Source organism: Pseudomonas sp. BN505, assembly GCF_029873175.1.
GTDB lineage: Bacteria > Pseudomonadota > Gammaproteobacteria > Pseudomonadales > Pseudomonadaceae > Aquipseudomonas > Aquipseudomonas putida.
On sequence record NZ_SSOI01000029.1, the window covers coordinates 104,402 to 123,706 of the forward strand.

The following is a 19,305-nucleotide window of genomic DNA, read 5'->3' on the forward strand; positions in this document are numbered from 1 at the left end:
GAAAAAGGAACCGCGGCACCAGGGAGAGGAGTGCCGCGATTCAAGGGGGGAGAGGTTTACTTCTGGGTCACAGTGGCCAGGTTCGCGCTGCCCAGCTGGGTGATGGTGGCGGTTTGGGCGATACCGCTCTGGTCGACGAACGCCTTGTTGCCCTGGCCTCCCTGGGTCACGTAGGCGACGTTGATGCTGTCAGTCTGTTTGATGGTGGCTTCGTTGCCGCTACCGTACAGCTGGTTGGTAGAGCTCTGGTTGCTGTAGCCGGACTGGTCCAGGGTGATGGAGTTACCGGTGCCCTGGCTGTTCCCGTAGGCATAGTTGTCGGTACCGCGCTGATCGGCGATCAGAATGTTGTCGGTGCCGTTCTGCTCGAAATACAGCTCGTTGTTGACGTCGTCCTGCTTGGTCGACATCTGGTTGCCTTTACCGGTCTGGTTTAGCGTGGCCACTTGGTCAGCGCCTTTCTGGGTGAGGTTGACGCCGTTGCCATTGCCGTTCTGGTTGATGGTGGCGTTCTGGTTGGTACCGAACTGGCCGCCCATCTTGGCGCCTTTCCAGTTGCTGGCGGTGATGCTGTTGCCATTGCCCTTGGTGTTGATGGTCAGGTTGAGGTTTTCACCATTCTGGTAGGTGAAAAACAGGTTGTTGTTGCCGGTCTGGGTAATGGTGGCGGTCGCGTTATTGGTCTCGAACTGGTCCGACCAGCTGGCGTTGGCATTGCCTTGCTGCGACAGGCTGACCTTGTTGGCGGTGCCGAAGCTCTGGTCGATATAGCCTTCGTTCGTCTGGCCGGTCTGGACCACGGAGGCCTGGCTACCGACCTGGGTGTCCTGCCACACTTCCACCGAGTTGCCGCCACCGTACTGGCCAATGCCAATGGTGCCACCGGTGCCTTCGCGCTGGTCGCCGTAGGCCCAGTTGTCGTGGCCATCCTGGTACACCTGGATGTCGCCATCGACGTGGTTCAAGTGCTCGGCGGCGGCGTAGTTGTCCTGGCCGGTCTGGTTGACGGTACTACGGTTGTTGGTACCACCGAAGGTCTGCTCGATGAAGGCTTCGTTGCGCTGGCCGGATTGCCAGGTGGTGGCTTTGCTGCCTTCCTGGGTGTCCTGCCACACGGTGGATTTGTTGCCGACACCTTGCTGGGTTTGCAGCGATTCGTTGTTCAGCCCTACCGACTGGCTGGCGAAGGCATCGTTGTAGCTGCCCCCAGCGGTTTGGGTGATCTGGCTGCCGTTCTCGAACAGTTGCTCGGCGTAGCCTGCGTTGTACTGGCCGGTGGCGCTTTGCTGGATATCGCTGGTGCTCTCGGTCTGCACCGCCAGGTGGTTGTGCCCCTTGCCTGTCTGGTTCTGGGTGGCCGAGGCGAAGGATGCTTGGGTCTGCGAAACTTCGGCGATGTTTTCCTTGCCGTCCTGGGTCTGGGACGAGGTGCTGTCAGCAGCCATGGCCTGACCTGCGAGGGCCAGGACGATAGCGGCACTTAAAGGGGCGAGCTTGTACATGGTGGTGCCTCCAGGTCTATCGATATTGGGTGATCTGAACATGCTGGCCATTGCCGGTCTGGGTCACGGAACTGTTGAGGCCCGAGCCCGACTGCACGATGCTGGCGCTGTTGTCGTTGCCGATCTGCTCGATGGCAGCGCTGTTGCTGCTGCCGCTCTGGCGGATCGACGCGCTGTTGCCATTTCCCTGTTGGCTGATGCTGGCCATCAGGTCACTGCCTTCCTGCAAGATGTAAGCTTCCTGCGCACCGCCAGACTGGACGATACGGCCCAGCAGGGCCTGACCGTTCTGGTCGATGGCGGCGCGGTTGCCTGACCCCTGCTGCTCGATCACCGCAGCCTGGCCGGCACCGACCGGCAACAGGCGGATGATCACCGGTTCACCGAGGTCGTTGCCGGGCGCGAGGTCGGCATTGTCCATCAGGTCGTCGGCCCAGCTGGCCTGGCCCGCCAGGGCCAGGCTGAACAGCAGTGGATACAAGCGTTTCATGGCGTTTCCCCGCCTTTACTGCACAACCACGTTGACGGTGCGGGTGGTACCCGTGCTGGTGGTGATGGTTGCCGTCGGCGCGGCAGTCGGGATTACCGTGGTGCTGTTGCTGACTGCCAGGCGCCAGCGGCCGTTAACCGGTACGGTGGCGGTGCCCAGTGTCTGCACCCCGGTGGTGGTGGTGACCCGGACGGTGACAACGTTGCCCGTGGTTACCGACGAAGTACCACTGATGTCCCAGTTGTAACGGTTGTTGGAGCGCGCCGTGACGGTGGCTGCCGTGACCGCGAAGGTTTCGGCGGCGGGCCGTGGCGACACGTTGACGGTGACCGTACCCGGGGTGGACAACGCCCCCAGCGAGTCACGTGCCTGGTAGGTGAAGGTGGTGGTGAAGGCCGCCGTAACCGTGGCCGGCGGGGTATAGGTCACGGTGGCGCCGTCGGTGCTGACCGTGCCGCGGCCGGCAGCCGGTTGGGTGACGGCAGCAACAGCCAGCGGCACATTGCCTTCCGGATCGGTGTCGTTGGCCAGCACGTTGATGGTCAATGGCACACCCAGGGTGGCGACGGTTTCCGGGTTGGCGACCGGTGGCCGGTTAGGCGCCACATTGATGGTGACCGTGGCCGGTTCCGATTTCAGGCCCTTGGCATCCACCGCCCGGTAGCTGAAGGTGGCCACCAATGGTTGCGTAGCGCCGGCTGGCGGGGTGTAGGTGACCGAGGTGGTACCGTTGAGCACTACACCGCCCAGGCCGGTACCCGGTTGGGTGAGGTCACTGATGGTCAGCGGCACATTGCCGTCCGGGTCGCTGTCGTTTTGCAGCAGGTTGAGGGTGATCGGCACACCAACGCTGGTGCTGCCGACATCTGCCTGGGCCAGCGGTGGCTGGTTGGCCGCCTCGACGGGTGCGTTGCCGACCACGATCACGGGTTCCACGTCAGTACCACCATGGGCAGACTTGACAGTGACGGTAGCTGGCGGTTGTGCCACGTCGTTGACCGTGATGCTTTGCAGCGTGCCGGATTTCGACAGGCGGCCGTAGCCCTGGGCGAGCATGTCCGGGATAGCGACTTCGTCACTGGACCTGGCCTCGATCAGCAGGCGCTTGTTGGCCCAGTCGTAGCGTGCGGTGCTGACCTTGACCACGTCGGTGAGCTTGCTCGACAGTGCGGTTGGCTGGGTGCCGCCTATGTTGTTGCTGGCGGTCACCACCACGATTGCAGGTGGTGCGTCCTGGCCGAACTGTTGATGGAAGAACAGCCCGTTGTTGTCGGCGGTGAGTGTGAACTGGCACGGTGAAGGCGGGGTGCCGACCAATGCCAGGCCATTGCGCATACACAAGCTGGCCTCTATGGGCGCCTTGGCGAAGACTTCCGTACGGGTGCCGGTGGCGCTGCGTGAGTAGGTGGCGCGCTCCAGGGTCACCGGGGTCTGCGCACGTTGGTCCAGCACCTTGCCAGAGACTGTGAATGCGTTGGTCTGGATGATGCCGGCGGGCCCATCAATGCGTACGAAGTTGGTATTGAACGGGCTACCGGTGACCGCTTCGGTGATGTTGGGGTCACCGATGTAGGTTTCGGTGGAACCAGTGTCAGGATTGACCTCGGTATAAGGCCCGCCAACCCCCTTCAGCCAAGGGCCGATCGCACCCGCCAGCGCCCCCTGGAAGTTGCCCGGAGCGCCAATGCCTATGTCCCGGGTAATGTTGATCGCCCGGCGACCTGCCGTGGTCACGTTGACCGTTTCCACCCCGTAAGGATGCGTGATGGTGTAGGTACCGGTGCGTGGAACCGAAGCGCGGATACGGATGCGGGCGAAACTTTGCTGATCACCGTCTACCGGGTTTTCAGCAGCGAAGGCTGCCTCTATACCCGCAACGTAGACCTCCAGCTCATAACCGCTGTTGCCCACTTGTGGTATTGAGGTTTCGGCCAGGAACCAGAACATCTCTGGTGGCCAGTTATCCGGGAATACCAGCGGCAGGGCGTCGTCATAGATACCGGGCTCGGGCAGCAAGGTGCACATGTAGGCCGGCGCCCCTGGTGCGCCTGGCGCCCGGGTACTGGTCGCACGTGACTGGCACAGTTCCAGCGACTGGTTGAGGCTGTCCTTGTACCACATCGGGTAGCCGCCAGTGGCGAAGGTGTAGGGCCCCGGGTCTACATCAGACAACGCGGCAAAGGCGGCGCTGGTAACGGTGAGGGAAAAACCGGCGGCGAACAGCGCACGGCGCGACCAAGTGTTCATGCGGCCTCCTTGAAGGCTGAGCCTTTGTCTGTTCATGGCACCAGCACCACGTCTTCGGTGTCGCTACCGCCATTGGCACTGGTGACCTGCACCTTGGCCGGCGGGATGGGCGAGAGGGACATGCTCAACGTCTTCACGGCGCCGGTGCCGCCCAGGTTGCCGATCAACGTGCCGTTGCCGGTATGGGCGGTGAGCACGGGCGGGGTGGTTTCGTCGCTGGTGCTGGCCACCAGGGTCAGCTCGCCGGTGGACAGGCGGTACTGGGCCTGGGTGATGGTGACCAGGTCAGTCAGTGGCACATTGCGGGTGGTCAGGCTGCTGGTCGGGATGGCCACGCTGTTGTCGGCGGTCAGGGTCACGATGGTACCGGCCGCCGGGTTGAGGGCCGACTGGGCGTACCAGGCGCCAGTTGCGTTGGCCTCGGTCAGGCTTAGGTTGGGCGTCTGGCTGGTCAGGGTGACGCTGGCCGGTGGCGGCGGGGCCATCACGAAGATGTCTTGCTGGGCACGCAGGTCGCCGTTCTCGGTGTGCCGTGAGTAGGTGCTGCGCTGGGGCATCAGCGGGGTAGGCAGGGCAACGGTCGAGAGCTTGCCCGATATTGCGAACAGCTCGGTGCGCAGGTCGATGCCGCCCGGGCCTTCGATGCGCACGAAGTTGGTGTTGAACGGGCTGCCGGTCACCCGTTCTTCAAGGTTCGGGTCACCGATGAAGCGCTCGTTGCCTTCGGTGTAGGGGCCGTTGACACTGCGCAGGAACGGCCCGACATCGCCCTTCAACGCACCAGTGAAATCGCCTGCCCCGGCAATGCCGATGTCGCGGGTCATGTTGATCGCCCTACGCCCTGCGGCGGGGACATCGAACACTTCCACGCCATAGGGGTGGGTGACCACGTAGGTGCCAGCGGTGGGAACGTCGACCCGGATACGCACCCGGGCGAAGCTGACCTGGTCACCCTCGACCGGCTCTTCGGCGGCAAATGCCGCTTCGATCGCGGTGCCGTAGCTGAGGTCGATGCCACGCGCGGCGTCGACGATGGCAGCGTCGGCAGTGAACCAGAACGCTTCGTCAGGGAAATTGGTGGGAAAGACGATGGGTTGGGTATCGTCGAACACGCCGGGCGTGGGCAGCAGCGTGCACATGTAAGACGGTGCGCCGGGTGCGCCGGCAACCCTGGAGCTCACCGCCTTGGTCAGGCACAGGTCGAGGGTACGACCGTGACTGTCCTGGTACCAGGCGGGGAAGCCGCCGTTGGCGGGCACGTAGGCGCCTGGATCGACAGCATTCAAGGCAGCCTGCGCCGGGAGCTGGAGCATGCCGGCGAAAATCGCCACTGCCAGCGGGTGGGGTATCGGTCGGTGCATGAGTCAATTCCTCCTGCAAACGGGCCCATGGACTTGGGGCGTCTGGGAGGAGATCGGCAAGAGCTGTGCCACAATTTGAAAATTGTGTCGCAGGCCTTGCGGGACAAAGGGTCGTGCTTCTCAGCGGCATATGTTGCGAGCGGTTGGCGGTGGGCTACGTTCCCCCAAGGTTGGGGATTGGGGCCAGTAATTCAAACCCGGTTTTCGAAGCAAATGCGGTTTTTGCTACATTGCATCGGCGGTCCCATTCCCCTGCCGAGCCAAGCGATGCAACCCCTCGACCACCTTTCCCTGAACCTGTTCATCGTTGTCTGTGAAGAAGGCACCATCGCCCGCGCTGGCGAGCGCGCGTTCATGGCGCCTTCCGCCGTCAGCAAACGTATTTCAGACATCGAGGCGCGCTTTGGCACCGCCTTGCTCAAGCGCAGCAAGCGCGGCGTGGAGCCCACCCCAGCGGGGCTGGCGCTGCTGCGCCATGCCCGGGAAATGACCCGCGCCATGGAACGCCTGGACAGCGAGCTGAGTGAATACGCCGAAGGTGCGCGTGGTCATGTGCGGGTGCTGGCCAATGTGTCGTCGATCATGGAGTTCCTGCCCGAAGAGCTGTCGGCGTTCATGCTGGAGAATCCACTGATTCAGGCCGATATCGAGGAGCGCTTCAGCACCGATGTCGTTCGTGGTGTGGCCGAGGGCAATGCAGACCTCGGCATCTGCCGCAAATCCATGGCGGTGGGTGACCTGGAATTCGTAGCGTACCGGCAGGATCACTTGGCCGTGGTCGTTGCGGCGGATCACCCGCTGGCCGGCCGCAGCCAGATTGCTTTCGAGGAAACTCTGGGTTACGACCACCTGGGCCTCTCGGCCTTCGCCACATTGAACGCCTTCATGCGTAAAAGCGCCGAACAGGCCGGCAAGGAGCTGCATTTTCGCTCGTATGTATCGTCGTTCGACGCGGCATACCGCCTGGTGCAATTCGGGCTTGGCCTGGCGGTGTTCCCGCAAGAGGCCGTGGCCCGCTATGCGGGATTGTTCGACCTGCGGGTCATCCCGCTGACGGACGACTGGGCGCTTGGCGAATTCGTTATCTGCATGCGCGACCGGCACACGTTGTCGCTGTCGGCACGGCGCCTGCTTGACCACCTGTTGCTGCGTGCACCGGCCTGGCAGGTCGCGGGCTGATCCATCGTGGCTGACGATGGATCAGCCCGTGAAACACGTCTTTTCTGCCCGTCATCCAGCTCTTAGTCTGGCGCAACGCTTCAGATAGAGAGACCGTGATGATAACAATAACAATCAACGAAGTCGGCATGCGCGATGGCCTGCAGAGCCTGCAGACGATCATGCCAACCGCCGCCAAACGCCGCTGGATCGACGCCGCCTACGCCGCTGGCGTGCGCCACATGGAGGTCGCTTCGTTCGTACCAGCACGCTTGCTGCCGCAAATGGCCGATGCCCGCGAAGTGGTGGCCCACGCCCTCACATACCCGGGCCTGCAGGTAACCGTGTTGGCCCCGAACCTGCGCGGCGCCAGGGACGCACTTGAGTCTGGCGCCCATCGCATCGTCGCCCCGGTATCGGTCAGCATGGCGCACAGCCTGGCCAACGTGCGCCGCACGCCCAGGGAAATGGTCGAGGAACTGGGGCGCATGTGCCAAGTGCGTACTGAAATGGGCCTGCAGGATGTACAGGTCATTGCCGGCATGTCGGTCGCATTTGGCTGCACCCGTCAGGGCGAAGTACCGCTGGCCGACCTGTGTGCACTGACCCGCCACGTGATCGAAGCCGGTTGCGACCTTGTCTCGCTGGGTGACACCACTGGCTACGCCAACCCGGGCCAGGTGGCAACGGTGCTCCAGGCGGTACGGGCGATTGCCGGTGAGCGCCTCAAGGCCGCGCACTTCCATGACACCCGTGGCCTGGCCCTGGCCAACAGCCTGGTCGCTGTACAGCAGGGTATCCGCGAGCTGGACGCCTCCCTGGCTGGCCTGGGGGGCTGCCCGTTCGCACCGGGCGCGTCGGGCAATACCGTCACCGAAGACTTGGTGTTCATGCTGCAGAGCATGGGCTACGCCACCGGTATCAACCTGCCTGCACTGATCGAGTCGCGCCAGGTGCTGAGCGAGGCGCTGCCGGGCGAGCCCCTTTACGGCTGCATCGCCCGCGCCGGTTTACCGCTGAACTTCGCCTACGCTGCCGGCCACGCCTGACCTGCCTGAACGAGGAATACCACGATGTCCAGACTTCCCTTGGACGGCATCCGTGTCGTCGAAATTTCCCACATGGTGATGGGCCCGACCTGCGGCATGATCCTCGGCGACCTTGGCGCGGAAGTGATCAAGATCGAACCCGTGCGCGGCGACGGCACGCGCCGGCTGCTGGGTGCGGGGGCGGGCTTCTTCCGCACCTTCAACCGTAACAAGCAATGCATCGCGGTGGATGTCGAAACGGCCGAGGGCCGCGAGGCCGTGCTGCAATTGATCGACACTGCCGACGTGTTTATCGAAAACTTCAAACCTGGTCGGATGCACAAGCTGGGCCTGGGCTACGCCGCGCTGCGCCAGCGCAACCCGCGGCTGATCTATGCCTCGCACAAAGGCTTTCTCAGCGGGCCCTATGACAACCGACTGGCGCTGGACGAGGTGGTGCAGATGATGGCCGGCCTGGCGTACATGACCGGGCCGGTGGGCCGCCCGTTGCGTGCGGGCAGCTCGGTGAACGACATCATGGGCGGCATGTTCGGCGCCATTGGCGTACTGGCGGCGCTCAACGACCGCCACACCACCGGCAGCGGCCGCGAGGTACAAAGTGCCCTGTACGAGAACTGCGTGTTGCTGGCCGCCCAGCACATGCAGCAGTACGTAGTCACCGGCGAGGCTGCAGCGCCGATGCCAAACCGCATCAGTGCCTGGGCGATCTATGACGTGTTCACCTTCGCCGGTGGCGAGCAGATGTTCGTCGCCGCCACCGGCGAAGGGCAGTGGCACGCGCTGTGCCAGGTACTGGGGCAGACTGCCTTGCTCGATGACCCGACACTGGCCAGCAACAACGACCGTGTGTTGCAACGGCCACGGCTGCTGGCGCACCTGGCCGAGGTGTTCGCGCCACTGGAAGCGGGTCAACTGGCGCTGCAGCTGGAGGCCAACGGCATCCCGTTTGCGCCGATCCGTCGCCCGGAAGAGTTGTTCGACGACCCCCACCTGCAGCAGAGCGGCGGTATGGCCGACCTGCAACTGGAAGACGGCAGCCACACACCCATGCCGTTGCTGCCGCTGTCACTGGACGGGCAGCGCCTGCAGCCGCGCCGTGCGATAGCACGGATTGGCGAGCACACCCGCCAGGTGATGCGTGAACTGGGTTACAGCGATGCGCACATTGCCGAGCTGTGCGCGGCCGGCGTGCTGAAAACCGACGACGCAGCTTGAGGAGGGTTTGAGATGGCGATTTACCAATACGACACCCTGGCCCCCAACCTGCACCCGGAGGCGTACGTGGCAGAGGATGCCACAGTGATCGGCGACGTGACCCTCGAACAAGGCGTCAGCGTATGGCCGCAGGCCGTGCTAAGGGGCGACAACGAACCCATCCGCATCGGCCAGCACAGCAATGTGCAGGAAGGCGCAGTGCTGCATGCCGACCCCGGCTTTGCGTTGACGGTGGGGCAGGGCGTCACCATCGGCCACCAGGCCATGCTGCACGGCTGCACCATCGGTGATGGCGCGCTGATCGGCATCCAGGCGGTGGTGCTCAACGGCGCGGTCATCGGCAACAACTGCCTGGTCGGGGCTGGCGCCATCGTCACCGAAGGCAAGGTGTTCCCCGATAACTCGCTGATCCTGGGTGCGCCCGCCAAGCTGGTGCGCGAACTGACGGCCGAAGCCATCGCCAGCATGCAGCGCAACGCCGTCGAGTACGTCGCAAAAGGCAAGAGCTTCAAGGAAAAACTGATCCGTATCCGCTGAAAACCCGCTGGCGACGCCCAAGAAGGCGTCGCTGCTCTCCAATAATTACAAGAATGGAGATCCACCATGGTTGCCATGACCGGCGAACTGGCGCGTGAGCGCAACGACAGCCACATCAATGAACTGCTGCTGTACCGCCGCGTGGCCTGGCGCATCATGCCGCTGGCCATCATCTGCTTCCTGTTTTCGTACTTCGACCGCATCAACATCAGTTTCGCAAAAGCCCAGATGCAGCAGGAACTGGGCCTCACCGACGCCGCCTACGGCCTGGCCGCGAGCATGTTCTTCGTGGGGTATGTGCTGTTCGAAGTGCCCAGCAGCCTGGGCCTGAAGCGCTACGGGGCACCGGCCTGGATCTGCCGGATCATGGTGTCGTGGGGCCTGGCGACGGCGGCGCTGGTGTTTGCCTATACCCAGTACACCCTGTATTTCCTGCGCTTTCTGATCGGGGTGATGGAGGCTGGCTTCGGCCCGGCGATTCTTTTCTACCTGGCGTGCTGGTTCCCGCGCAAGCACCTGGCGGAGATGAATGGCCTGTGGTTTCTGGCCGTGCCGCTGGCCGGTGCGGTGGGTGGCCCGGCAGCAGGTGTCTTGTTGGGGACCATGGATGGTGTGCTGGGCCTCGCCGGTTGGCACTGGCTATTCCTGATGTCCGGCCTGCCCTGCGTGGTGCTGGGCCTGCTGGTGCTGTGGAAGCTGGACCGGGACATCGAAGCGGCAAAATGGCTGAGCCGTGAGGAGAAGGACCTGCTGGCGGAAAACCTGGCCCAGGACAAACGCGCCGCAAAGCCGGTTCTCGGCTCGATCTGGCGGGTGTTGCTGACCCGTGAAGTGGCGATCATGGCGTTCATCTACTACGTGATCAAAACCGCGTCCTATGGCCTTAACTTCTGGATGCCGCACCTGATCAAGTCATCAGGTGTGCAGGACATGCTCTGGGTGGGTGTGCTGTCGGCATTGCCGTACGCGGTGGCCTGCATCGGCATGGTGCTGCTGACCCGTCGCTCGGACCGTACCGGCGAGCGCAAGCGCTACCTGGTGTACTGCCTGCTGGCGGCAGCTGTGGGCTACCTGCTGGCGTGCCTGTATTCCGACTCGTCGCTGGCGATGATGGCCGCGCTGGTGCTGGCCACTGCAGGTACGTTCATCGCCTCCCGATCTTCTGGACCATTCCACAGTCGACCTTCTCGGGCCTGGCAATTGCCACCGGTACTGCGGCGATCAACTCGGTCGGGCAGCTAAGCGGCATCGTCGCACCGGTGATGGTGGGCAAGATCAATGACCTCACCGGCAGCGACTCCATGGGCATGCTGTCCATCGCCCCGCTGATCCTGATCGCCTGCCTGGTGGTGATGCGCTACGTGCGCAACCCCCGAAGCTGATTGGCGCTGAGTCTTCAAACAACAACAAGAACCAGGCACACCCATGATCAATCTTTCCCGGCGAGCATCGCTGATGCTCGGGGCGCTTTGCTGCGCCTGTCAAAACGCGCAGGCCGGCTTCATCGATGGCGCCAGTGGCAGCATGGAACTGCGCAATTTCTATTTCGACCGCGACTTTCACGGTGACAGCGCCACGCAATCGCGGCGCGGTGAATGGGCCCAGGGCTTCATGCTGCGCCTGCAGTCTGGCTACACCGACGGTCTGGTCGGCTTTGGCCTGGATGCAGCCGGCATGCTGGGGCTCAAGCTGGATTCCTCACCCGACCGTAGCGGCACCGGCCTGTTGCCACGTGGCAGCGACAAACGCGCCGCGGACGACTATGCCAAGGCGGTGGTCACCTTCAAGGCGAAGCTGGCGCAGAGCGAGTTGAAAGTCGGCGGCCTGAGCCCGCAACTGCCATTGCTGGCGTCCAACAACAGCCGCTTGTTCCCCCAGTGGTTCAACGGTGCGCAACTGGTGAGCAAGGACCTGGACCGGTTCACGTTCACCCTGCTGCAGGTGGATGCCACCAAGTTGCGCGACTCCACCGACTATGAGGACCTGACCGCCATGGCGCAGCAAGGGGCCTACCCGGCGACGGTAACCAGTGACCGGCTGTACTACGGCGGTGTCGATTACCAGCCGCTGAACAACCTCACCCTCAGCCTTCACACCAGCACGCTCGAAGACCTGTTCCGGCGTGATTTTGCCGGGTTCAAGTTCAAGACGCGCCTAGGGCCCGGGGATGTGTTTACCGAGTGGCGCTGGTTCAACGCACGCGAGCAGGGCCGGGCTTTGCTGGGCGAAGTCGACAACCAGACCCTCAGTACCAACGCCGGGTACAGCGTTCAGGGCCACACGTTCAGTGGTGGCTACCAGAAAGTGCGCGGCGATACGGCATATGCCTACGTGGGTGGCACCGATACCTACCTGTTCAGCGAACAGCAGGTCAGCACCTTTGCCCTGGCCAATGAACGGGCGTGGATGCTGCGATACGACTACAACTTCGCTGCGCTGGGCATCCCAGGGCTCACGTTCAATGTGCGCTATGTGAAGGGCGACAATGTGGACCCGCAGCGCATCGCCAGCGCCAAGGGCAGGGCGCTGGCGGCTGGCGACGGAGAAGGGCGGGAGTGGGAGCGGACCACCGATGTCACCTACGTGGTGCAGTCGGGGGCGCTCAGGAATGTGTCGCTGCGTTGGCGCAATGCGAGCATGCGCTCGAATTTTGCCGACGCAGCGGATGAGAACCGCGTGATTGTGGGGTATACGTTGAATTTCTGACGCAATCACTCTGTGAGGTTGGCCGGATTTTCTCGCGCTTTGGACTTGCGTGGTTTACGTGGCTTTTTCTCAGGCCGTTTGCCGGGTTTGAGCTGCCAGCGGTAGGCATTGGCGAGCAGGCGCTCCTGGATTGCGGGTGGGTAGTCGCTGAGGGTGGTCACGGGTGGGACGGGCTTGCCGGGCAAGCCGGCCTCGCGGATTACTTTCGGCCAGCGCGGTCGCCAGCACAGCAGCAGGCTGAGCCAGTGGCCGGTGCCAACGATGACGAAAGCGGGCCAGACCATCAGCAGGATGACTTTGAACAACCAGCTGCTTTTGCGGAAGAAACGCCCAAGCCCCTCGAACTGGGCGCTGAATGCCTGGATGGGTGATGGTAGCTGTGTGCTCAGGCGGGGGCGGGGGACGGCGTGGGGGCCTTCTTCCATGTAGCGGCGGATGAATTCCCACTCGTCACGCAGTTCGCTGCCGCCTTGGCCTTGCTTGCCGAGTAGGGCCATTTCCATGTGGGGAAGGCCGGTGCGGCTGGGGTGCCAGACTAGCCCTAGTCGCATGCCCAAGCTGAGTGAGTCATCTTCTGGGTCAATGGCTGTGCTTCCGGTTGTTTTCCAGGGGAAAGTGACGATGCCGCCGCAGTATTTCGGTCGATGTAGGTGAACTTGTTGGGTTGCTCGATTGAAGCGAATGAGTAGGTGACGGCTAGTAAGCATTTCCAACCGCGTTAAGCGAAGGCCGTATTTTAGATAAAAATAAACAATAGCACCGTCCATGACAGACATCAGCATCATTATGATGATGTCGATGACAGCAGGATCTCTACTGGTGAAAAGGTAAAGATAAACGGATCCCAGGGTTATTGTGACGCCGCTATATAGGATTGGCCCTAGTCCTCCCAGCGTCATGATTGTGATCAAGCCACGTTTTTCCTCCGATCCGCCGCAACGCATCTCAAGGAAATTTTCGTTGAAGGAGTAAACAGGGCTGCGTGCGCGAGGGTTTTCGCTCACCTTCCGAAAATGGACTCCCTCTTCCAAGTCACCTTCATAAAAGTCCCGCATTGCGCGTTTCTCTACTGGCGTCATTTCCGCTACGTACGCCTTACGCGCAGCCTCAGACTCGATTGCCATCTGCCAGAAACCCCATTCGACTAGATACACTACAAGACCTCGCTGAAAGCCGAATTAAGCTCCTTCAATTCTTCGTGTTCTTTATAAGGCTTTGCTGTTTTTCCTATTCGGAAACAGCAGCGCCTACACCACTTCTCCAATGCATCCTCTTCAAGGAGGTAAATTACGATCGTCAGGACGAGACCTATCCAAAAAGCTCCGACTACCAAGCGTGCGAGCAGAACGCGCGCAACTTGGGTTCCCAGTTTTTTTGCCAGCTCACCCATAGAGGATGCCAGCATTCTTGCAAATTTAGTTTTGGCGCTATGGGATAGGTGGTCAAAAAAAGGTTTTGCCATAGCAATTGCTGTTCCGCTTTCAGCGAGAGCAAGAGCTATCGTCGCCGCGCCTCGAGCCCTGTACGCGGAGGCCAGCCTTATGTTTCGGGAGCTTAATTCTTTGTTTTGGGCTTCACGGATGTGTTTATCGGCATCGGCGAAATCCCACCACGCCAATACCAATCCTCCAGTACCGGCTAATCCAGCCCCCCAAAGCTTCAACCTCCCCAAGGTCGCCGCAGCACCTCTGCCAGTCGCACTTCTGGCGCCGTATCGGGTTACCACCTGGTCCACATAGCTGGCCCCAATCTCGAAGCCCGCCGCTGCCGTGGTCATCGCGGCCGCCCAGAGTTCAGTCTCGATACGTGCATCACTGTCAGGCAGCTCGCGAGCCTTGAAGGCCATCAGCATGCCTTCCAGCAGGCAGACCAGACCGGCGGCACGCACTTTATAGAAGTCGCTCTTCTGACCGTCAGCCTGCATCAAGCCTTCAGCCCAGGCATGATCCAGATAGCGCGCAATCTGGCCACCGCTGCGTTGTGGGTCAATGGGTTGCCCGCTGCGCGCAGCGTCGCTCAGACGAATGTCGACCGCCGTCTCGTGCACCGATGCAAACAACGTTAAGCGCAGACCGTGATGCAGCGCTCGGTCTGCACTGTTGGGGGCGCCGGTTCGGAGTACCTGTCGCCCTAGCGCCACATACCACGCATGCAGGCCGATGCTGGCGGTGTTGTTGCTCTTCTGCAATTCCTCGTACAGCAAGTTGATACGCCCGAACGCATTCGCGGCGATGTGTGCCTGCCGGGCGAGCGTTTCGCGCAGTACGAACGACGACTCTGCCGGTGGTTCGGCCTGGGCGGCTTCCAGCAGCGCCGCAAGCTCCTCTCGGAGATCATCCTGGTTGTAGCTGATGCCGCGTATTGCCAGGTTGCCCCGGTCGGCCACGTCGCTACGCCACCAGTGGTCCAGCACCTTGGTGCCCCATTCACTCAACTCCATGCCGATCACGCACTGGCCGGTCTGCTCGGCAAAGGCCAGGCCGTTGATGAGGTCGGCGTTGTCGTAGCGGTCCAGCGCTTGCAGCAACCGTTCGCTGACTACCCAGCGGGCATGGTCCTTGGCGCGGTCTTCTGCCGCTTGCTGGGCGTGTTGCATGGCCTGCTCAAAGGCTTCGAGCTGATCGTGCATGGCTGGACGGTCGACCAGGTGGCCGTATTTCTGGTCGAACTTCTTGCTGAACTCGCCAGCCTCCTGACGGGCCTGGACTTTGGCGCGGACATCGCGCTCGAACTGCGCCATGTGCGGCTTCATGCGTTCGTCATGGGCATCGGCTTGCTGCCTGGCCCGTTCGGAAAAGGCGTAGATCTCCGCATGCAGGTGAGGCTGGTTACGTACTTTCTCGGTCATGACTTCGCGCTTGACGATCTGCTCGGCCATCATCTGCGGGTAGAGCTTTTCGATCTCCAGGAACGACTGCGCGACCAGCAGCTTGCGCTCATTGTCCACGCCGGGTTCCACGGTGCGCTCCAGCCACCTGGTCTTCACATCATCGACAGCGGCATTGCGCCAGGCGTTGAGCTCCTGGGTAATGCCGATGGCGTCTTCGATGACGATGGCGGCGCCACGGGGCTTGGTCTGGTTCATTAGCGGCGCCAGCGCTTGCCGTGAGGCGTGCGGCGAGACGATCTGGTCATTGTTGAACGGCTGCAGGTCCAGTAGCGCCTGCAGATCTGTGTCGCCCTGGGCCTTGAAGTCGGCTACCCAACTCAGTTGGTCATGCTTGAGCACGTGGGGCTGCGGTGGGGCGTCGGAGGGCTGGATGAAGCGGGCGATATCGATCGCAGGCAGGCTGCTGCGGTACTCGTCTTCAAGCAGGCGGTAGTTGTCGAGCATGCGCGGGGTCAGCGGGGAAGGGCTGAACAATGGGCGCAGTTCCTGAGCACATAGCTGATCAGATCGTCCTCACGGTCCAGGCCTTGCTCGCGTGCCTGATCCAGGTAGTGCTGGATCAAGCCAACCCGCGTGCCGTGGCAAGCGGCAGCCAGGGCAGTGCAGGACGGCTCGCCCTTGAGCAACTCGGCAAGCTGATAGCTCAGCGGCTCACCCGCCAATTCGGCCCAACACGCTTCGTTCAACGTGATTGGCGGGAAGTGCGAGGATTGAGGCTGATCACCGCCGGAGATCTGCAGCCACAACCGCTTGTTCGGGTGCGCGACGGGCGACCACCAGTGATGGATGGGCGCCAGCCATTCGCTTACACCGGGCAGTTCACGGTGCGTATCCAGCACTTGCAAGGCTGCAGCGGTGTGAAAACGCAGGAGGTACGAATGGCCGTCAGCACCCGTGACGATGTTGGCGTGGCTTAAATGCCGCGCGAGCCGGTCGGGAGGGAGGGCGCTGACTATCCAGCCGCATACTGCGCCCGCTGCACCCTGTTCAAGTTGCCATTGAAAATCATACTGGGCCGAGACATCCGAGCCCGGGCGCGAACCAAACACCAGGGGCCTGCTGTGCGCAGATTGCTGAACTGTGCTTGCTGCAGCAGTGGCCAGCATCGGTCGGCGTAGTACCCGGTCAGTCTTTCCTGCACCTCGGGAGTCAGATTGGCCATTTCCACGATGGCGCTCAGGCGGTAACGGTCGGATGCTCGCAGCACCTCGACCATCGCTCTGACAAATGGGCTGGGCATCAGCTTGCTGCTTCCATGCGAATCATGTTGTGGCCGTCGGCGATCGCTTTCAGCAGGCAGCTGAGGCAAATAGGTTCGCCGGGCTCAGGTACACCAGAAGTTGAAGTGATGCGATTGCTACCCGTAGCATGCTGGTTGACCGGCCCTTTGAAGGACAGCGCAAGGCCGTCCAGCGTGATACCGGCGCCATCGATTCGCAGCAGGCCCGCCGGGCTCCTGATCGTCAGGCTTTCGCTGACCTGAATGTCATAGACCTTGGTGGTGTGCCGGATAGCTTCACCCGTTTTCAGGTTGTTGTGACCGGCCACGACCTGTTCCAGATGGCCGCCGATTTCTACCGTGTGGTTGGCCTTGGTGATGTCCTGGCGGTGGTTGCCTACCTGTTCGATTCGATCCTTGCCTGTGGTGATCCTGTGGGTGCGACCGATGCTCAGGCTGTCGTCGTTGGCGATTTCATGTACCCGGTTCTGGCCAATGCCGACGGACTCGTCACGGGCTACTTCTTCGCGACGGTCCTGCCCAATAGAGATTGTCTCGTCCCGTTCCACGCGCTCCGTGCGGTCGTTGCCCACCCGCGTGGTTTCGTCGTGATTGACGATGTTGTTCTGGTCCCGCTGGGCATGGAGGAACACTTCCTCCTTGCCCAGTTCATCCTCGAAACGCAGTTCGTTAAAGCCATCGCCCTTATGGGTCTGGCTCTTGATGGTCATCCGCGTCTTGTGCTTTGGCAGGTCATACGGCGGCAGCTGATTGCCACAGTAGGTGCGCCCGGTGATCATCGGCTGGTCCGGGTCGGCGTCGACGTACTGGATGATCACGTCCTGGCCTATGCGCGGAATGGCCATCGAACCCCAGCTGCCGCCGGCCCAGCCTTGCGACACGCGTACCCAGCAGGAGCTGAACTCGTTGTCCTGGCTTTCCCGGTCCCAGGGGAAGCTGACCTTCACCCGGCCCCATTGGTCGCAGTAGATCTCCTCGCCCTTGGGCCCCACCACCGTCGCCATCTGCGGGCCGTCGATGCGCGGTTTGGGCAACGGCGCCGGGCGCCATTCGGTTCTGCCGGGCACCAGCACGGCTGCCTGCGTGTAGCGGGTGCCTTGCCGGGCACCCGCAGCCTCTTCCTGCAGGCTGGTGAACTGGGTGCCTTCGTGGTGCACGCGGGTTACCCGCCAGTGCCTGTTCAGGTCTTCGCGCGGGTGCTCGATCAGGGTGAAGCTCAGCCCCGGCTGCAGGCGTACATCGTCGCCTTCCACCTCGGCCATGCGGGCGTCATGGCGCCAGGCTGTGATGCGGGTGGCGGTGAAGGGGGCGCCGACCGCCCCGCGCTTGTAGCGGCCGGGGTAGTCGAAGCGCTCGTACGTGGTGGACTGGTGCTTCAGGTCGCTGCCGTCGGCACGTTGCTCCTGGCGGTAGGCCGGGTGGGTGAAGGTGTAGTCGCGCTGCACCTGGCGCGCGGTACGTACCTGCTCGCTGTAACGCAGGCGGCGCAGGCACGGCCTGGCCTGGTTGCCGCCACTGTTGGCGTGGTACAGCACCTGGTTGGGGTCGGTGTCGTCGTCAAAGAAAACTTCGTCCTCGTCATCGCCCTTGATGGCGCCCTGGCTGATCTGCCCCAGCCCCAGCAGCCGGTCGGTGATCAGCAGCTTGTGCAGTTTTGGCGTGTGCTCGAAGCGGTAGACAAAACCCTCTTCGGCGGCCAGGCGGGCGATGAAGTCGAGGTCGGTTTCACCGGCCTGCACGCAGAACTCGCGCACCTCGTGCTTGTCGATGCTTCTCAGCTCGTAGCCGGTGATGCCCTGGCGCTTGAGCATGATCTCGAGAATCTGTGGCACGGTTTTCTGCTGGAAGATGCGCCAGTTCGAGCGCAGCCCGGCGCGGGCCAGCACGGGTTCGACCAGGGCGCGGTAACGGGTGCGATGCAAGCCTGTTTCACCCTGGCTGAAGGTGCTGACCAGGCCGTGCACGTAACGCAGCGGGCGCTCGCCGCGCCAGATCGTGAACAGCACCGGCTTGTCGAGCAACTGGCCAAAGTCGACATCGTCTTCGAAACTGACCAGTTCCAGCTTCAGCTGGAACGGCATGCTGATGGCTTCGTCCAGTTCGAACGACACCACTTCGAACTCACTCCGGCCAGCCAGCGGCTGGAAGGTAAAGCGCAAATCGGATTGGCTAGGCATATGGCGGCCCCTGCTACTGCTGCAGAATCGCGTTGAGCGATTCCAGGACTTCGGCAGTGAGCAGGTCGAGGCGGTAGCTGTAGTAGCTGTAAGCGCAGACCATGGCGACGGCGGAGATCACCAGCGGGCTCCACCAGGGCCACTCCCAGCGTCGCGGGCGGTGGGGGCAATGAACGACGTTGCTGTAGGGGGCGCACACCTCTTGCGGCGTAGGGCCACGCAGTTCGCGGATGACCGTGTGCATGCGCGAGATCAAGGCTTTGATGATGTCTTCGCACTTGGGGTCCAGGGCGTGCTTGCCCCTGAGGCCCAGGCAGAAGCAGTAGTACAGGAACTCCAGTACATCCTGGAATTCCCTGGGCGCCTGCATGACCCGCTCGAGCAGCACGAAGATCTTTTCGCCGCCCTGGGTTTCGTCGTGGAAGATGCTGAGCAGCGGCTGGTGGCTCCAGCACGAATTGTTGCCCCACGGTCGGCTCATCACGGCCTCGTCCAGGTACAGGCACAGGGCATAGGAATAGACTTCCTGGTGCACGATGGGGTACCCGTGCTGCTGGATTTCTTCGCGGATGTTGCTGACCTGGTTTTGCACGGTCTTGTGCACGTAGGCGAGGTTGGGTAGGTCATCCAGGGTGCGCAGGCGAATGACCAGCCCGAACAGCGGGCTTGCCGCGTCGAGCATCAGGTTTGCGAAGCCGCCCCGCAGCTGGAACTCCGGGTCGGCGGGGTAACC

At 62.4% G+C, this 19,305-nt stretch carries 14 protein-coding genes and 1 pseudogene; 6 read left to right on the forward strand and 9 right to left on the reverse strand.

From position 1 onward, the window contains the following. Positions 1 to 56: 56 nt before the first annotated feature. The 4 genes from E8E78_RS07590 to E8E78_RS07605 are packed head-to-tail and all read right to left on the reverse strand — an operon-like array spanning position 57 to position 5,600. On the reverse strand, positions 57 to 1,502 hold the full coding sequence (locus E8E78_RS07590) for a curlin (RefSeq protein ID WP_049275357.1): 1,446 nt from the start codon (positions 1,500 to 1,502) through the stop codon (positions 57 to 59). Positions 1,503 to 1,518: 16 nt separating this feature from the next. Further along, positions 1,519 to 1,992 (reverse strand): curlin, encoded by a 474-nt coding sequence (locus E8E78_RS07595; protein WP_059396370.1) that lies wholly within the window; start codon positions 1,990 to 1,992, stop codon positions 1,519 to 1,521. 15 nt (positions 1,993 to 2,007) lie between these two features. Further along, positions 2,008 to 4,239: an Ig-like domain-containing protein gene (locus E8E78_RS07600; protein WP_059396369.1), complete on the reverse strand. Its 2,232-nt coding sequence runs from the start codon at positions 4,237 to 4,239 to the stop codon at positions 2,008 to 2,010. A 32-nt stretch (positions 4,240 to 4,271) separates the two neighbouring features. Further along, positions 4,272 to 5,600, reverse strand: coding sequence for a hypothetical protein (locus E8E78_RS07605; RefSeq protein ID WP_016499852.1), 1,329 nt, complete (start codon positions 5,598 to 5,600; stop codon positions 4,272 to 4,274). Positions 5,601 to 5,867: 267 nt separating this feature from the next. Here E8E78_RS07605 and E8E78_RS07610 point away from each other — a divergent pair, with 267 nt between their 5' ends. The 6 genes from E8E78_RS07610 (at position 5,868) to E8E78_RS07635 (ending at position 12,265) form a co-directional block, all read left to right on the forward strand. Further along, complete coding sequence (locus tag E8E78_RS07610) at positions 5,868 to 6,779, forward strand: LysR family transcriptional regulator (RefSeq protein ID WP_049275354.1); 912 nt, start codon at positions 5,868 to 5,870, stop codon at positions 6,777 to 6,779. 98 nt (positions 6,780 to 6,877) lie between these two features. Beyond that, the gene (locus E8E78_RS07615) at positions 6,878 to 7,807 is read left to right on the forward strand and encodes a hydroxymethylglutaryl-CoA lyase (RefSeq protein ID WP_280311655.1); all 930 of its coding nucleotides are present in this window, start codon (positions 6,878 to 6,880) and stop codon (positions 7,805 to 7,807) included. Between the two features lie 24 nt (positions 7,808 to 7,831). Beyond that, positions 7,832 to 9,022, forward strand: coding sequence for a CaiB/BaiF CoA-transferase family protein (locus E8E78_RS07620; RefSeq protein ID WP_049275352.1), 1,191 nt, complete (start codon positions 7,832 to 7,834; stop codon positions 9,020 to 9,022). 12 nt (positions 9,023 to 9,034) lie between these two features. Further along, on the forward strand, positions 9,035 to 9,559 hold the full coding sequence (locus E8E78_RS07625) for a gamma carbonic anhydrase family protein (protein WP_049275351.1): 525 nt from the start codon (positions 9,035 to 9,037) through the stop codon (positions 9,557 to 9,559). Positions 9,560 to 9,625: 66 nt separating this feature from the next. After that, positions 9,626 to 10,801 carry an MFS transporter gene (locus E8E78_RS07630; protein ID WP_280311656.1) on the forward strand — a complete coding sequence of 392 codons (1,176 nt, stop codon included), beginning with the start codon at positions 9,626 to 9,628 and terminating at the stop codon, positions 10,799 to 10,801. A gap of 183 nt (positions 10,802 to 10,984) precedes the next feature. Next, positions 10,985 to 12,265 (forward strand): OprD family porin, encoded by a 1,281-nt coding sequence (locus E8E78_RS07635; protein ID WP_059396364.1) that lies wholly within the window; start codon positions 10,985 to 10,987, stop codon positions 12,263 to 12,265. Between the two features lie 5 nt (positions 12,266 to 12,270). Here the strand turns inward: E8E78_RS07635 and E8E78_RS07640 are convergent, their stop codons facing one another. The 5 genes and pseudogenes from E8E78_RS07640 to icmH all read right to left on the reverse strand — a co-directional run. Then, positions 12,271 to 13,419: a DUF6708 domain-containing protein gene (locus E8E78_RS07640; RefSeq protein ID WP_114942395.1), complete on the reverse strand. Its 1,149-nt coding sequence runs from the start codon at positions 13,417 to 13,419 to the stop codon at positions 12,271 to 12,273. Next, positions 13,419 to 15,599, reverse strand: a complete 2,181-nt coding sequence (locus E8E78_RS07645) for a T6SS effector BTH_I2691 family protein (protein WP_239669864.1) — start codon at positions 15,597 to 15,599, stop codon at positions 13,419 to 13,421. The genes E8E78_RS07640 and E8E78_RS07645 overlap by 1 nt, the downstream gene beginning before the upstream one ends. A 44-nt stretch (positions 15,600 to 15,643) precedes the next feature. Continuing rightward, positions 15,644 to 16,395, reverse strand: a pseudogene (locus E8E78_RS07650) (DUF4123 domain-containing protein); the annotation flags it as partial. Next, positions 16,395 to 18,572 carry a type VI secretion system tip protein TssI/VgrG gene (gene tssI / locus E8E78_RS07655; protein ID WP_280311657.1) on the reverse strand — a complete coding sequence of 726 codons (2,178 nt, stop codon included), beginning with the start codon at positions 18,570 to 18,572 and terminating at the stop codon, positions 16,395 to 16,397. The pseudogene E8E78_RS07650 and the gene tssI, both read right to left, overlap by 1 nt. A 13-nt stretch (positions 18,573 to 18,585) precedes the next feature. After that, on the reverse strand, positions 18,586 to 19,305 hold a 720-nt coding region (icmH, locus tag E8E78_RS07660; RefSeq protein WP_280337098.1), incomplete at its 5' end, for a type IVB secretion system protein IcmH/DotU.

What these genes read in the sequence shown, in the direction of transcription:
- E8E78_RS07590 (WP_049275357.1), bottom strand. Translation starts at nt 1,502, where the DNA reads ATGTACAAGCTCGCCCCTTTAAGTGCCGCTATCGTCCTGGCCCTCGCA.
- E8E78_RS07595 (WP_059396370.1), bottom strand. Translation starts at nt 1,992, where the DNA reads ATGAAACGCTTGTATCCACTGCTGTTCAGCCTGGCCCTGGCGGGCCAG.
- E8E78_RS07600 (WP_059396369.1), bottom strand. Translation starts at nt 4,239, where the DNA reads ATGAACACTTGGTCGCGCCGTGCGCTGTTCGCCGCCGGTTTTTCCCTC.
- E8E78_RS07605 (WP_016499852.1), bottom strand. Translation starts at nt 5,600, where the DNA reads ATGCACCGACCGATACCCCACCCGCTGGCAGTGGCGATTTTCGCCGGC.
- E8E78_RS07610 (WP_049275354.1), top strand. Translation starts at nt 5,868, where the DNA reads ATGCAACCCCTCGACCACCTTTCCCTGAACCTGTTCATCGTTGTCTGT.
- E8E78_RS07615 (WP_280311655.1), top strand. Translation starts at nt 6,878, where the DNA reads ATGATAACAATAACAATCAACGAAGTCGGCATGCGCGATGGCCTGCAG.
- E8E78_RS07620 (WP_049275352.1), top strand. Translation starts at nt 7,832, where the DNA reads ATGTCCAGACTTCCCTTGGACGGCATCCGTGTCGTCGAAATTTCCCAC.
- E8E78_RS07625 (WP_049275351.1), top strand. Translation starts at nt 9,035, where the DNA reads ATGGCGATTTACCAATACGACACCCTGGCCCCCAACCTGCACCCGGAG.
- E8E78_RS07630 (WP_280311656.1), top strand. Translation starts at nt 9,626, where the DNA reads ATGGTTGCCATGACCGGCGAACTGGCGCGTGAGCGCAACGACAGCCAC.
- E8E78_RS07635 (WP_059396364.1), top strand. Translation starts at nt 10,985, where the DNA reads ATGATCAATCTTTCCCGGCGAGCATCGCTGATGCTCGGGGCGCTTTGC.
- E8E78_RS07645 (WP_239669864.1), bottom strand. Translation starts at nt 15,599, where the DNA reads ATGCTCGACAACTACCGCCTGCTTGAAGACGAGTACCGCAGCAGCCTG.
- tssI (WP_280311657.1), bottom strand. Translation starts at nt 18,572, where the DNA reads ATGCCTAGCCAATCCGATTTGCGCTTTACCTTCCAGCCGCTGGCTGGC.